This is a genomic window from Saccharothrix sp. NRRL B-16348, from assembly GCF_001280085.1.
In the GTDB taxonomy this organism is placed as follows: Bacteria; Actinomycetota; Actinomycetes; order Mycobacteriales; family Pseudonocardiaceae; genus Actinosynnema.
On the sequence record NZ_LGED01000001.1, the window covers coordinates 57,750 to 71,069 of the forward strand.

Sequence of the window (13,320 nt, forward strand, 5' to 3'; positions counted from 1 at the left end):
GGCGCGTTGCCCGCTCGTGACGTCCGCGACGCGCCAGGAGGGGAGACACCGGTGGCCAGACCCACGATGGACGACGTCGGGAAACGCGCCGGCGTGTCCCGGGCCCTGGTGTCGCTGGTGATGCGGGGATCACCGAAAGTGAGCGACCGGCGGCGGGCGGCCGTGCTCCAGGCGGCCGAGGAACTGGGGTACTCGCCGCACGCGATGGCGCGCTCGTTGGCCAGCCGCACGTCGCACGTGCTCGGCGTGATGGTGTCCGACCTGCACAACGCGTTCTTCGCGGAGGTCGTCGACGGGCTCGACGCGGTGGCCGCCGAGCACGGCTTCGACCTGATCCTCAACACCGGCGGGCGCAGTCCGGCGCGGGAGCGGCGGGCGTTGCGGAGCCTGCTGTCGTTCCGGCCGGCCGGTCTGGCCCTGCTGTCGCCCGTGGTGCCGACGGCGGACATCGGCCGGGCGGCGGAGCAGACGCCGGTGGTGCTGGTGGCGCGGTCGTCCCGACTGGCCACCGTGGACACCGTGAACGACGACGGCGAGCGCGGCATCGGGTTGGCCGTCGACCACCTGGTGTCGTTGGGGCACCGGCGGATCGCGCACCTCGACGGCGGCGAGGGCTCGCAGTCCGCGCCCCGGCGGCGCGGCTACCTGGCCGCGATGGCGGCGCACGGGCTCGCGCCCCGGGTGGTGCGCAGCGAGTACACCGACGTGGGCGGCGCGCGGGCGGTGCGGGGGTTGGCGGGTGACATGCCCACCGCGATCGTGTCGTGCAACGACTTCAACGCGGTCGGCGCGATCTCGGCGTTGGAGGAGGCCGGGCTCCGCGTGCCGCGGGACGTCTCGGTGGTCGGGTACGACAACACCTCGCTGGCCGCCCTGCGGCACGTCTCGCTGACCACGATCGACCAGCCGCGCAACGAGTTCGGCCGGCTCGCCGCCGAGGCACTGCTGCAACGGGTGCGTGGCGAGCGGGTCGAGCCCGTGCGCCACCTGCTGCACCCGTCGCTGGTCGTCCGCTCGACCACCGCGCCGCCGGTCAGGCCAGCTTGAGCCCCACCACGCCGAGGACGATCAACGCCAGGCACGCCAGCCGCAGCGGCGACGCGCTCTCACCGGCGGTGATGCCCACCAGTGCCACGCCGACCGCGCCGAGCCCGACCCACACCGCGTAGGCCGTGCCGACGGGCAGGTCTCGCATGGCGATCGTGAGCATCACGAAGCTCGTCACCGCCGCCGCGATGCCCACCGCGGTGGGCCACGGCCGGGTGAACCCGTCCGACCGGCCCACCGCGGTGGCCCACACGACCTCCAACACCGCCGCGCCGAGCAGCAGCAACCAGGCCACGGCTACGCCACCGCCCCCGCGTCGACGACGAACGCCGCACCGGTGGTGTTGCGCCCGCCGTCGCCGGCGAGGTGCGCGACCGTCGCGGCCACGTCCTCCGGGTCGCAGTACCGGCCGAGGGCGGTGTAGCGGCGCTCCTCGTCGGCGTCCGGGCCGTCGGCCGGGTTCATCTCGGTGTCGGTGGAGCCGGGGTGGACGAGGTTGACCGTGATGCCGCGCGGGCCGAGGTCGCGGGCCAGGCCCTTGGTCAGGCCGATCAGCGCCGACTTGCTCATCGCGTAGAGCGCCCAGCCCGGGTACGGGACCCGTTCGGCGAGGCTGCTGCCGATGCCGACGATCCGACCGCCCGCCGTCATGTGCGGCACGGCCGCCTGGACCAGCACGAACGCCGCGCGGGCGTGGATCGCGAGGATGCGGTCGACGTCGTCGACGGTGACGTCCTCGAACGGGCCGTAGGCGGCGATGCCCGCGTTGTTGACCAGGACGTCCAGCCGGCCGAACGCGGCCGCGGTCCGTGCGACGGCGTCACGCAGGGCGTCGACGTCGGTCGCTTCGGCTTGGACGGCGAGCGCCCGCACGCCCATGGCGGTGATCTCCTCGACCACCTCGCGGGCGCGGTCGCCGGACCGCGCGTACGTGATCGCCACGTTCGCGCCGTCGCGGGCCAGTCGCTTGGCGATCGCCGCCCCGATCCCGCGGCTGCCGCCCGTGACGAGCGCGGACCTGCCTTCGAGCTGCTGCATCACTGCCCCCAACTAACCGGAACTGATTCCGCTTGAGCTTAAGCGGAATCAGTTCCGGTTGTCGAGGTCGTTAAGCTGCCGAGGTGACGCGCGAGCGGGCCGACGCCGCCAAGAACCGGGCGAAGATCCTGGCCGCCGCCGCCGACATCGTGGCCGAACGGGGCATCGAGGGCCTCGCCATGGCCGAGGTCGCCGCCGCGTCGGGCGTGGGCGTCGGCACCCTCTACCGCCGCTTCGGCGACCGCTCGGGCCTGGCCCACGCGCTGATCGACGCCTCGGAACGGGAGTTCCAGGCCGCGTTCCTCACCGGCCCGCCCCCCGTCGGGCCGGGCGCGCCCGCCGCGGACCGGATCCGGGCGTTCCTGCACGCGCTGGTCGACCGCACGCTCGCCCAGCTGGACCTGCTGCTGATGGCCGAGACCACCGGCCCGTTCGCCCGCTTCGGCGGCGCGTACGACGCCCACCACCGCCACCTGACCGTGCTGATCGCCCAAGCCCGCCCGGACGTGGACGCCGCGTTCACCGCCGACGCCCTCCTCGCGCCGCTGGCGGCGAACCTGATCTCCCACCGCGGAGTCGAGGCCGCCAAGCTCAAGACCGGCCTGGACACCCTGCTGGCCGGCCTGCTCACCCGCTAGGGCCGCAGTCCGCCGGCCGGGCTCCTGGCACGGAGTCCGGCCGGCGGGCCGGGGGCTAGGCGTCCACCTTGGGCCGTTCCGGTTCCGGTGACGCCTCGGTCGGCGGGGTCGGCTTGCGGAACAGGCGGTGGAGCAGGGGCCAGAGCAGCAGGACCACCACGATGCCGTAGACGACCAGCGCGAACGGGGTGTTGACCAGGCCCGTCAGGGAGCCGTCCGACAGTTGCAGCGCACGCCGCATCTGCTGTTCGGCGGCCGGGCCGAGGATCACGCCGATGATCGCCGGCAGCACGGGCAGGCCGTAGCGCCGCATCACGAAGCCCAGCACGCCGATCACGAACATCACCAGCAGGTCGAACACGTCGGCGTTCACCGCGTACGCGCCGACGCTGGCGAAGAACAGGATTCCCGCGTACAGGTACGGCCGGGGGATGCGCAGCAGCTTCGCCCACACCGGCGCCAGCGGCAGGTTGAGCACCAGCAGCAGGCACAGGCCGATGAACAGCGACGCGATCAGGCCCCAGACCAGCGCGGACTCCCGTTCGAACAGCAGCGGCCCGGGCTGGATGCCGTACTGCTGGAACGCCGCCAGCATCACCGCGGCCACCGCGGTGGTCGGCAGGCCCAGCGTCAGCATCGACACCAACGTGCCCGCCGCCGACGCGCTGGCCGTCGCCTCCGGACCGGCCACGCCCTCGATCGCGCCCTTGCCGAACTCCTCGCGGTGCTTCGAGAGCCGCTTCTCCGCCACGTACGACAGGAACGTCGGGATCTCCGCCCCGCCGGCCGGGATCGCACCGAACGGGAACCCGATCACCGGACCGCGCAGCCACGGCTTCCACGACCGCCGCCAGTCCTCCCGGCCCAGGAACGCGCGGTCGACCGGGATCGGCCTGCCGGGCTTGCGCCGCAGGTGGGCGGCCACCCACAACGACTCGCCGACCGCGAACAGGGCCACCGCGACCACCACCACGTCGATGCCGTCGGCCAGGTGCAGCGAGCCGAACGTGAGCCGCTGCTGGCCCGTCATCTCGTCCAGCCCGACCAGGCCGATGGTCAGCCCGATGAGCAGGGACGCGAAGCCGCGCACGCGGGACGCGCCGAGCACGGACGTGACCGCGATGAACGCCAGCACCATGATCGCGAAGAAGTCCGGCGCGCCGATGTCGACGGCGAACTTCGCCACCGTCGGCGCGAGCAGAACCAGCAGGACCGTGCCGATGATGCCGCCGACGAAGTGCCCGATCGCGGCCGCCGCAAGCGCTTGCGAACCGCGTCCCTTGCGCGCCATCGGGTTGCCGTCGATCGCCGCGACCACCGACGCGCTCTCACCCGGCGTGTTCAGCAGGATGGACGTGGTCGAGCCGCCGAACATGCCGCCGTAGTAGATGCCGGCGAACATGATGAACGCGCCGGTCGGCTCCAGGCCGTAGGTGACGGGCAGCAGCAACGCCACCGCCATCGCCGGCCCGATGCCCGGCAGCACGCCGATCGCCGTGCCCAGCAGCACACCCAACGCGGCCAGCGCCAGGTGCGTCGGCGTCAACGCGGTCGCGAAGCCCTCGAGGAGGTTGTTGAAGGAGTCCACGTCAGAACATCCCCACCAGCGGCCCGCCGGGCAGCGGCACGCCCAGCAGGTTGTTGAACAGCACGAACGTCGCCACCGACAGCCCGGCCGCGAGCAACGGGTCGCGCACGAAGTCGCGGCTGCCCAGGGCGTAGGCCGCGCCCCAGAACAGGATCGCCCCGGAGATCGGGAAGCCGACCACCCCGATCAACGCCGCGTTGGCCAGGAACGCGCCGCACAGCAGCAGCACGGTCCGCCAGTCGGCAGGCGCGGAGAGGTCGACGTCCTCGCCGCCCTCCGCCTCACCGCGCCCGCCGCGCAGCACGTCCCGCGCGAGCAGCGCGGCGACCACGATCAACCCGACGCCGACCACTATCGGCACCGCCTTCGGCCCCACCGGGCCGCGCTGCGCGAAGTCGGTGTGGATCCGGATCGCGTCGACCAGGACCAGCACGCCCAACGCGACCAGCACCGCGGACACGCCCAGCTCCGACCGCTCCCGCAGCCACGCCCGGCTCAGGGGCTTGTTCACCGCCTCGTGCACGCCCAACCCTCCACTCATGCCAACCCCAGGTCCTTGAGCACGGCCGCCACCCGGTCGTTCTCCTCGCGCAGGAACGCGCCGAACTCGTCGCCCGGCGCGAACGCGTCCGTCCAGCCGTTGCGCGTCAACGCCTCCCGCCACTGCGGCGTGCCGTGCAGGTCGGTGAACAGGTCCACCAGCCGCGCCCGGTCGGCGTCGGTGATGCCCGGCGGCGCGACCACGCCGCGCCAGTTGTTGAACTCGACGTCCACACCGGACTCGCGCAGCGTCGGCGCGTCCACGCCGGGCAGCCGCGCGCCGCTGGTCACCGCGAGCACCCGGAGCTGCCCGGCCTCGATCTGGTCGCGGTACTCGCCCACACCGGACACGCCGAACGCGACCTTCCCGCCCAGCACCGACGCCAGCAGCTCGCCGCCGCCGTCGTACGGGATGTAGTTGACCCGGCGCGGGTCGAGGCCGACGGCCTTGGCGATCAGCATCGGCGCCAGGTGGTCCGGGCCGCCGGGCGACGAGCCGCCGCCGACCGTGACCTCGCCCGGGTTCGCGCGCCACGCCCTGACCAGCTCGTCCAGCGTCCGGTACGGCGAGTCGCGGCCGACCACGACGATGTCCGGCTCCTCGATGAGCTTCGCGATCGGCGTGGTGTCCAGCAGCGACGACGGCGCCTTGTTCGTGTAGACGCTGCCGACCACGCCGAGGCCCATGGACATCACGAGCTTGCCGTTGCCGCGCTCGTTGACCGTGCGGCCGAGGCCGACCGTGCCGCCCGCGCCGGGCAGGTTGAACACCTCGGTGTTGCGGATCAGCTCCGCGTCCTCCATCGCCTTCGCGGCGGTGCGCGCCGTGATGTCGTAGCCGCCGCCCGGCGCGTTCGGCACCAGCACGCGCAGGCTGCGCAACGACGCCGTGGTGTCCGCGCCGGACGTCAGCAGCGGCGGCACGAGGACGACGACCGCCAACGCGCCGACGACCGCGACCCAGTTCCTGATCCGCACTGTGATCCCCGCCTCTCTTCCGCGTGGTTGGACATGTTGCACTCGTGTAAACAGGGAAGTCCCGCTTGCGCGCCTAAGGGTTCTTTTGTTCTTTGTGGTCATCGGGAGGTGCTGATGGGTGCTCGGGGATCGCTGGCCCGTCAGCTGCTCGTGTGGCAACTGGTAGTGGTCGTGGCGCTGCTGTGCGCGGTGGGAGTGCTGTCCGTCGTCCAAGCGGGGAACAACTTCCGCACGACCGAGGGACGCCGGATGCTGTCCGTGGCCGAGGACGTGGCCGCGACGGCGGGCGTGCGGGCGTCGTTGGCCGACCCGCTGCGGCACTACGCGCTGGCGCCGTTCGCGGAGAGCGCCCGCAGCCTGTCCGGCGCCAGCTACGTGATCATCACCGACCCCGGCCGCGAGGTCCTGACCTCGCCGGACCCGAGCCAGGTCGGCGAGCCGCTCGACCTCGGCGGCAGCACGGCGTTGGGCGGCCGGTCGTGGGTGGGCGAGCTGGGCGGCGCGACCGTGGCGCACGTGCCGGTGATCGGCGACGACGGCGCGGTGATCGGGCTGGTCGCGGCCGGCCGGCAGGCGCCGGGGTTCTGGGACGGCGTGCTGGACTCACCGGACAACGCGCTGCGGCTGCTCGGCGTGGCGCTGGTCATCGGCGTCACGGGATCGCTGCTGCTCGCGCGGCGCGTGAAGAACCAGACGCTGGGCTTGGAGCCGCACGAGATCACCGCGCTGGTCGAGTACCGGGAGGCGCTGCTGCACGGCATCAAGGAAGGCGTCGTCGCGCTCGACCCGCAGCACCGGATCACGCTGGTCAACGACCACGCCCGCGACCTGCTGGCACTGCCGCCGGACGCGGTGGGCCGGTCGGTGTCCGAGCTCGACTTGGACGAACGGCTGCGCGACGTGCTGACCGGCCGGGCGACCGGCGTGGACCAGCTCGCGCTCACCGGCGGCCGGGTGCTCACCCTGAACTACATGCCGCTGGACGTGCACGGCGCCGTGGTCACCCTGCGCGACCGCACCGAGCTGACCACGTTGCGCGACGAGCTGGACGCGAACCGGCACGCCACCGACACCCTGCGGGCGCAGGCGCACGAGTTCAGCAACCGCCTGCACACCATCGCGGGCCTGGTGGAGCTGGGCGAGTACGACGAGGTGCGCGGGTTCATCAGCCGCATCAACACCGCGCAGGGCGCGTGGCGGGCGGAGGTCGGCTCGAAGGTCGCCGACCCGGCCGTGGCGGCGTTGCTGATCGCCAAGTCCAGCCTCGCCGCCGAGCGCGGCATCGGGCTGCGGATGGCGCCGGACAGCTCGCTCGGCGCGGTGGACGAGGCGTTGTCCACGGACCTCGTGACGGTGATCGGGAACCTGGTCGACAACGCGCTGGACGCGCTGGCGGAACGGGGCTGGATCGAGGTGTCGGTGCGGTCGGCGCCCGACGAGGTCGTCGTGGTGGTGCGGGATTCCGGGCCGGGCGTGGCGGCCGGGCTGGCCGAGGAGGTGTTCCGGCACGGGTTCACCACCAAGGCCGCCGAGCAGGGCAGGCGCGGGCTCGGGTTGGCGCTGACCCGGCAGACCTGCCTGCGGCGCGGCGGATCCGTGCGCGTGCACAACGAGGACGGCGCGGTGTTCACCGCCCGGCTGCCCGTGGAGGTGCCGGTGTGATCAGGGTTCTGGTGGTGGACGACGACTTCATGGTCGCGAAGGTCCACAGTGGATACGTGGCGCGGACGCCCGGGTTCGAGGTCGTCGGCGTGGCGCACAACGGCGCGGACGCGCTGCGGCTGGTGCGCGAGCTGCGGCCGGACCTGGTCCTGCTGGACGTGTACCTGCCCGACGTGGACGGGTTGGCGGTGCTGCGGGAGCTGCGCGGGCTCGCCGACGACGTGGACGTCATCGTCATCACGGCGGCCACGGACGTGGAGACGGTGCGCAGCGCCATGCGCGGCGGGGTGCTGCACTACCTGATCAAGCCGTTCGAGTACGCGGCGCTGCGCGACCAGCTCGCCCACTTCGCCGCGCTGGACCGGCGGCTCGACCAGCTCGCGTCGGCCGGGCAGGCGGACGTGGACCAGGTGTTCGGCGCACGGCCGAGCAGCGCGCCCGTGCTGCCGAAGGGGTTGACCGCGCAGACCGCCGCGCTGGTGGAACGCGTGCTGCGGGAACGCCCGGTGACGGCCAGCGAGTGCGCGGACGCCACCGAGCTGGCCCGGGTGTCCGCCCGCCGGTACCTGGAGCACTTCGTGAGCACCGGCAAGGCCGAGGTGCGGCTGAAGTACGGCGGCACCGGGCGGCCCGAACGCCTCTACGTCTGGCTGGGCTGAGCCTGACCGGGCCGGCCGCTCTTGCGCACGATCAGGTAGCCCTGCGGCGTCTTCTCCCACCTCGGGTCGGCCGCCTCGCGCTCCAGCCGGGTGTGCGGCTCGAAGCCCGCGTCGACGAGCTGCCCGAGCAGCTTGTCCGGGTTGAGACGGTAGGCGTCCGCCTCGATGTCGTGCCCGTAGGCGTGCTCGATCCGGCGGACCTCGTCACCGATCTGGAACGCCAGGAGCAGCAGCCCGCCGGGCACGAGGACGCGGTGGAACTCGGCGAACACCGCCGGGTGCAGGTCCCAGGGCACGTGGATCACCGAGTACCAGGCGAGCGCGCCGCCGAGCGAGGCGTCCGGCAGGTCCAGGTCGAGCATCGAACCGACCTCGAAGCCGATCCCCGGGTGGTCTCGGCGGGCGACGGCGACCATCTCCGGCGACAGGTCGACACCGAACACGTCCACGCCGAGCCCGCGCAGGTGGCCGGAGATCCGACCGGGTCCGCAGCCGACGTCCGCGACCCGGCCGTCGACCAGCTCGGCGAACAGGCCGAGCACCGCCCGGTCCGCCGGGGTCTCGGCCAGGTGATCGCGCAGGGCGTTGGCGTAGTCGTGGGCGACGGTGTCGTAAGCGGTGCGGGTCATGGTGAGGAATTCCGGCTCGGTCACGCCCGACGACCCTAGTCCCAGCCCCCGCCGCGGCGGCCCTGCTTCGTCTGGGCGCGGCGCTTCTTCTCCGCGATGCGGCGTTCCTTCGAGCCCTTGGTCGGCTTGGTCGCCCGGCGCACCGGCGGCGGCGCGGCGGCGGCATCACGCAAGAGGCGCGCCAGCCGCTCACGGGCCGCCTGGCGGTTCTGCAACTGCGCCCGGTGCTCGCTCGCGGTCACCGTGAGCACGCCGTCCACCAGGCGTTTCTCCAGGCGGCCGAGCATCCGGGCGCGCAACCACTCGGGCACGGACGGCGAGGCAGCCAGGTCGAAGCTCAGCTCGACCCGGCTGTCCGCCGTGTTCACGCCCTGGCCACCGGGGCCCGAGGACCGGGAGAACCGCTCGCTCAACTCGGCCGCCGGCACCACCAGCGTCCGCGTCACGGTCAAGTCCTCAGGCACCCGTACAGGTTAGAAGACCAGCCCCGGCACCGTCGCCAGCTTTACCAGCTCGTCCATGGTCAGCGGCTGCTCGCCGACCGCACCGGGCATCCGGGTGTAGGGCCCGTTGCTGCGGTCCTCGATCCCCGTGGAGGACGCCATCAGCGTGTTGCCGTCCGGCAGTTTCAGGATGACCGAGAACGGCACGCCCGGGAAGTCCGGGGCCGACTCCACCTTGTACTCACGGCCGTCGTCCGTGGTCCGCTGCTCACACGTCTCGGCGCCCGATGTCGGGAAGCTCGACTCCTCGCAACCCTTGTAGGCGTACCGGGACAGCCTCATCCACACCTGGACGCTCCCCCTGGTGCCGAACATCTCGGCCCTGGCCTGGTAGTCGGAACCGTCCGCCTCGAACTCCCAGTTGCCGGCCGTCCACGTGGCCGGCGGCGGCACCGGGGTGAAGTCACCCGGGATCGCGCCGGACGTGCGCAGCAGCTCGGTCAGCTTCGCCGCGTGCTCCGCCGTGGCGGGGCCCAGGTCCGGGGTGGGCACCTTCACGTCCGACGAGGGGATGCGGTAGGCGACCGAAGGCGGCGTCACGCTCACCCGCCCCACGTCCGGACCTCCACCGCCTCCACCGGGCATCGTCACCGCGGGCACGATCACCACGACCGCCGCCGCGACCGCCGCCAAGCCGACGAACGCGTAGCGGGTGGTGATCCCGCGCTTGCCCGCCTTGATCAACGCGGGCTTGTCGATGGCCAGCGGCGGCTCGTCGACGAACGCGGTGGCCAGGACTTCCTTGATGTCGCTCATCGCTGCTCCTCCAGGACGTCGTGACCGAGAAGGGCGCGCAGCGCGGCCAAGCCCTTGGCCGCCTGGCTCTTCACGGTCCCTTCGGTTCGACCGAGGAGGCGCGCGGTCTCCTTGACGCTCAGGTCCTCCCAGTAGCGCAGCACCACCGCCGCCCGCTGCCCCGCCGGTAACGACGCCAGGGCGCGGCGCACGTCGAAGTCGGACGCGGTGTCGGGAACGCGGGTGTCCGGCACCTTGTCGACCACCGTCTCGCGCCGCCGGAACGCCCGCCGCGAGTCGTCGATGGCCGTGCGGACCAGCACCTTGCGGGCGTAGGCGTCCGGCGAGTCGCGCCGCACCCTCGGCCAGGCGACGTACAGCTTGGTCAACGCCGTCTGCACCAGGTCTTCGGCGCGGTGCCAGTCGCCGCACAGCAGGTAAGCGGTTCTCCGCATCACCAGCGCACGGGCATCGACGTACTCGTCGAACTCACGGTCGCGGTCCACTCGGGCCCCCTCCTCGGTCGCCGCTTAGTACGGATCGGCGACCGCCGGAGGTTGCTGCCCGGAGCTAGAAACGCGGGTGCTCGCCGGCCAGGGCGGCGCCCGGCTCGTCCGAGCGGACGATGTCGCCGAGCACCCACGCGGGCACGTGGCGGGCCGTGAGCACGGCCAGGGAGCGGTCGACGTCCTCGGGTGCCACCACGGCGACCATGCCGACGCCCATGTTGAACGTCTTCTCCATCTCCTCGCGCTCCACCCGGCCGCGCTGGGCGATCAGGGCGAACACGGGGGCGGGCGTCCAGGTGCCGCGGTTCAGCTCGGCGCGCAGGCCCTCGGGCAGCACGCGGGCCAGGTTCGCGGCCAGGCCACCGCCCGTGACGTGGGCGAACGTGCGCACCTCGGCCTCGGCGGCCAGCGCCAGGCAGTCCTTGGCGTAGATGCGGGTCGGCTCCAGCATCTCCTCGCCGAGGGTGCGGCCGAACTCCTCGACGTGACCCTCCAGCGGCATCCGGGCGATGTCCAGCAGCACGTGCCGCGCCAAGGAGTACCCGTTCGAGTGCAGACCGGACGACCCCATGGCGATCACCACGTCACCCGCGCGCACCCGGTCCGGGCCGAGCATCGCGGACGCCTCGACCACGCCGACGCCCGTGCCGGAGATGTCGTAGTCGTTCGCGCCCATCAGGCCGGGGTGCTCGGCGGTCTCGCCGCCCAGCAGCGCGCACCCCGCCAGCACGCAGCCCTCGGAGATGCCCTTGACCAGGGCCGCGACCTTGTCCGGCACGACCTGGCCGATCGCGATGTAGTCCTGCATGAACAGCGGCTCCGCGCCGCACACCACGAGGTCGTCGACGACCATCGCGACCAGGTCGATGCCGACCGTGTCGTGCTTGTCCAACGCCTGCGCGACCGCGATCTTCGTGCCGACGCCGTCGGTCGAGGACGCGAGCACCGGCTCCTTCCAGCGGTCGAGCTTGAGCTGGAACAGCCCCGCGAAGCCGCCGATGCCGCCGAGCACCTCGGGACGCTGCGCCTTCGCCGCCCACGGCTTGAGCTTCTCCACCGCCTCGTCACCGGCTTCGATGCTTACTCCAGCTGCGGCGTAGGTCGCCTTGGCGCTGTCCGTCACGTCTCTGTGCTCCACATTTCAGGGCATCCGCATTCGGGGCGTCTGGTACATCCGGGCGCGAGCCCGGCGCTGCCGACGATCAGGGGCGTTGCAGGGCGTCTTCGGCACCGTACCCGTTCGTCAGGACGGGGGTCGCCGAGCCCGAGACGCCCCGGATGCCTTCGAGCAGGTGCTTCCCGATCAGCGCGTCGTCGGGCAGCGCGATCGGGTAGTCGCCGTCGAAGCACGCCGTGCACAGCCGCGACTTGGGCTGCTCGCTGGCCGCGATCAGCTCCTCCAGCGACACGTAGCCCAGCGAGTCCGCGCCGACCGAGCGGCGGATCCCGTCGGTGTCGAGGCCGTTGGCGATCAGCTCGGCCCGCGACGCGAAGTCGATGCCGTAGAAGCACGGCCACTTGACCGGCGGCGACGCGATCCGCACGTGCACCTCCAGCGCACCCGCCTCGCGCAGCATCCGGACCAGTGCGCGCTGCGTGTTGCCGCGCACGATCGAGTCGTCCACCACGACCAGGCGCTTGCCCCGGATCACGTCGCGCAGCGGGTTCAGCTTCAGCCGGATGCCCAGCTGGCGGATCGTCTGCGACGGCTGGATGAACGTGCGGCCGACGTAGGCGTTCTTGACCAGGCCCGAGCCGTACGGGATGCCGCTGGCCTGCGCGTACCCGATGGCGGCGGGCGTGCCGGACTCGGGCACCGGGATGACCAGGTCGGCCTCGACCGGGTGCTCGACGGCCAGCCGGCGGCCGATCTCGACGCGCGTCGCGTGCACCGAGCGGCCGGCGATCGTGGTGTCCGGGCGGGCCAGGTAGACGTACTCGAAGATGCAGCCCTTGGGCTCGGGGGTGGCGAACCGGCTGGACCGCAGGCCGTTCTCGTCGATCGCGATCAGCTCGCCCGGCTCGACCTCGCGGACGAACGACGCGCCGACGATGTCCAGCGCCGCCGTCTCGCTCGCGACGACCCAGCCGCGCTCCAGCCTGCCGAGCACCAGCGGGCGCACGCCGTGCGGGTCGCGGGCCGCGTAGAGGGTGGACTCGTCGGAGAACGTGAGGCAGAACGCGCCGCGCAGCGTCGGCAGCAGCTGCAGCGCCGCCTGCTCGATGCCGATGTCGGCGGCCTGCGCGGCCAGCAGGCCGCAGATCAGGTCGGAGTCGGTGGTCGCGCCGTGGCTGGTGTCGACGCCGACCTCACGCGCCCTCACCAGCAGTTCGGCGGTATTGACCAGGTTGCCGTTGTGGCCGAGCGACAGGCCCGAGCCGGTGGCCGTGGTGCGGAACGTCGGCTGCGCGTTCTCCCACGTGGTGGAACCGGTGGTGGAGTAGCGGCAGTGGCCGACGGCGACGTGGCCGCGCAGCGACTGGAGCACCTGCTCGTCGAACACCTGGCTGACCAGGCCTAGGTCCTTGAAGACCACCACCTGGCTGCCGTCGCCGACCGAGATGCCGGCGGCTTCCTGGCCGCGGTGCTGGAGGGCGTAGAGGCCGAAGTAGGTGAGCTTGGCGACCTCTTCGCCGGGCGCCCACACGCCGAACACGCCGCATTCCTCGCGGGGTTCGCGTTCTTCCTGGGTGTCGGGGTCAATGCGGCCGGTTGCTGACTGGTCGGTGACCACCGGGTTGCTCCCTAACGACGAGGGTGGGCTGCACCATCGAGTGTAAGGCTGATGGGGGG

The 13,320-nt window shown here is 72.5% G+C and carries 15 protein-coding genes; 4 read left to right on the top strand and 11 right to left on the bottom strand.

What is annotated here, in order from left to right:
• The first annotated feature begins 51 nt into the window (after nucleotides 1-51).
• Entirely contained in the window at nucleotides 52-1,047 is a 996-nt protein-coding gene (locus tag ADK67_RS00270) for a LacI family DNA-binding transcriptional regulator (RefSeq protein WP_053714289.1), read from the top strand.
• On the opposite strand, the gene ADK67_RS00275 is transcribed toward ADK67_RS00270, so the two are convergent.
• Both ADK67_RS00275 and ADK67_RS00280 read right to left on the bottom strand, forming a co-directional pair.
• A complete protein-coding gene (locus ADK67_RS00275) occupies nucleotides 1,034-1,342 on the bottom strand; it encodes a DMT family transporter (protein ID WP_053714290.1) in 309 nt (102 codons plus the stop codon). The genes ADK67_RS00270 and ADK67_RS00275 overlap by 14 nt on opposite strands.
• A gap of 2 nt (nucleotides 1,343-1,344) precedes the next feature.
• Nucleotides 1,345-2,085: an SDR family NAD(P)-dependent oxidoreductase gene (locus ADK67_RS00280; protein ID WP_053714291.1), complete on the bottom strand. Its 741-nt coding sequence runs from the start codon at nucleotides 2,083-2,085 to the stop codon at nucleotides 1,345-1,347.
• Between the two features lie 83 nt (nucleotides 2,086-2,168).
• Between ADK67_RS00280 and ADK67_RS00285 the strand changes: the two genes are divergently transcribed.
• Nucleotides 2,169-2,723 (top strand): TetR/AcrR family transcriptional regulator, encoded by a 555-nt coding sequence (locus tag ADK67_RS00285; protein WP_053714292.1) that lies wholly within the window; start codon nucleotides 2,169-2,171, stop codon nucleotides 2,721-2,723.
• A gap of 55 nt (nucleotides 2,724-2,778) precedes the next feature.
• Here ADK67_RS00285 and ADK67_RS00290 read toward each other — a convergent pair whose 3' ends face one another.
• The 3 genes from ADK67_RS00290 to ADK67_RS00300 are packed head-to-tail and all read right to left on the bottom strand — an operon-like array spanning nucleotide 2,779 to nucleotide 5,829.
• Nucleotides 2,779-4,311, bottom strand: a complete 1,533-nt coding sequence (locus ADK67_RS00290) for a tripartite tricarboxylate transporter permease (protein WP_053714293.1) — start codon at nucleotides 4,309-4,311, stop codon at nucleotides 2,779-2,781.
• Between the two features lies 1 nt (nucleotide 4,312).
• Complete coding sequence (locus tag ADK67_RS00295; protein WP_053714294.1) at nucleotides 4,313-4,852, bottom strand: tripartite tricarboxylate transporter TctB family protein; 540 nt, start codon at nucleotides 4,850-4,852, stop codon at nucleotides 4,313-4,315.
• Nucleotides 4,849-5,829, bottom strand: a complete 981-nt coding sequence (locus tag ADK67_RS00300) for a Bug family tripartite tricarboxylate transporter substrate binding protein (RefSeq protein ID WP_053714295.1) — start codon at nucleotides 5,827-5,829, stop codon at nucleotides 4,849-4,851. Before ADK67_RS00300 ends, ADK67_RS00295 begins: the two co-directional genes overlap by 4 nt.
• Nucleotides 5,830-5,943: 114 nt before the next feature.
• Between ADK67_RS00300 and ADK67_RS00305 the strand changes: the two genes are divergently transcribed.
• On the top strand, nucleotides 5,944-7,491 hold the full coding sequence (locus ADK67_RS00305; protein ID WP_053714655.1) for a sensor histidine kinase: 1,548 nt from the start codon (nucleotides 5,944-5,946) through the stop codon (nucleotides 7,489-7,491).
• Entirely contained in the window at nucleotides 7,488-8,150 is a 663-nt protein-coding gene (locus tag ADK67_RS00310; RefSeq protein WP_053714296.1) for a response regulator, read from the top strand. Before ADK67_RS00305 ends, ADK67_RS00310 begins: the two co-directional genes overlap by 4 nt.
• Here ADK67_RS00310 and ADK67_RS00315 read toward each other — a convergent pair.
• From ADK67_RS00315 to purF, 6 genes are all read right to left on the bottom strand, one after another.
• Nucleotides 8,132-8,779, bottom strand: a complete 648-nt coding sequence (locus ADK67_RS00315; protein ID WP_082403141.1) for a class I SAM-dependent methyltransferase — start codon at nucleotides 8,777-8,779, stop codon at nucleotides 8,132-8,134. The two genes, ADK67_RS00310 and ADK67_RS00315, sit on opposite strands and share 19 nt — an antisense overlap.
• Before the next feature lie 35 nt (nucleotides 8,780-8,814).
• The gene (arfB, locus tag ADK67_RS00320) at nucleotides 8,815-9,243 is read right to left on the bottom strand and encodes an alternative ribosome rescue aminoacyl-tRNA hydrolase ArfB (protein ID WP_053714298.1); all 429 of its coding nucleotides are present in this window, start codon (nucleotides 9,241-9,243) and stop codon (nucleotides 8,815-8,817) included.
• 9 nt (nucleotides 9,244-9,252) lie between these two features.
• Nucleotides 9,253-10,038, bottom strand: coding sequence for a hypothetical protein (locus ADK67_RS00325; protein ID WP_053714299.1), 786 nt, complete (start codon nucleotides 10,036-10,038; stop codon nucleotides 9,253-9,255).
• Nucleotides 10,035-10,523, bottom strand: coding sequence for a SigE family RNA polymerase sigma factor (locus tag ADK67_RS00330; RefSeq protein ID WP_082403116.1), 489 nt, complete (start codon nucleotides 10,521-10,523; stop codon nucleotides 10,035-10,037). Before ADK67_RS00330 ends, ADK67_RS00325 begins: the two co-directional genes overlap by 4 nt.
• Before the next feature lie 64 nt (nucleotides 10,524-10,587).
• Nucleotides 10,588-11,649, bottom strand: coding sequence for a phosphoribosylformylglycinamidine cyclo-ligase (gene purM / locus ADK67_RS00335; RefSeq protein WP_053714300.1), 1,062 nt, complete (start codon nucleotides 11,647-11,649; stop codon nucleotides 10,588-10,590).
• Between the two features lie 79 nt (nucleotides 11,650-11,728).
• Complete coding sequence (gene purF, locus ADK67_RS00340; RefSeq protein ID WP_053714301.1) at nucleotides 11,729-13,261, bottom strand: amidophosphoribosyltransferase; 1,533 nt, start codon at nucleotides 13,259-13,261, stop codon at nucleotides 11,729-11,731.
• Nucleotides 13,262-13,320: the final 59 nt, after the last annotated feature.

Bases quoted from the DNA above. Each gene is read 5' to 3' on its own strand.
- ADK67_RS00325 (WP_053714299.1), bottom strand. From the start codon at position 10,038: ATGAGCGACATCAAGGAAGTCCTGGCCACCGCGTTCGTCGACGAGCCG.
- ADK67_RS00315 (WP_082403141.1), bottom strand. From the start codon at position 8,779: ATGACCCGCACCGCTTACGACACCGTCGCCCACGACTACGCCAACGCC.
- ADK67_RS00305 (WP_053714655.1), top strand. From the start codon at position 5,944: ATGGGTGCTCGGGGATCGCTGGCCCGTCAGCTGCTCGTGTGGCAACTG.
- ADK67_RS00280 (WP_053714291.1), bottom strand. From the start codon at position 2,085: ATGCAGCAGCTCGAAGGCAGGTCCGCGCTCGTCACGGGCGGCAGCCGC.
- ADK67_RS00295 (WP_053714294.1), bottom strand. From the start codon at position 4,852: ATGAGTGGAGGGTTGGGCGTGCACGAGGCGGTGAACAAGCCCCTGAGC.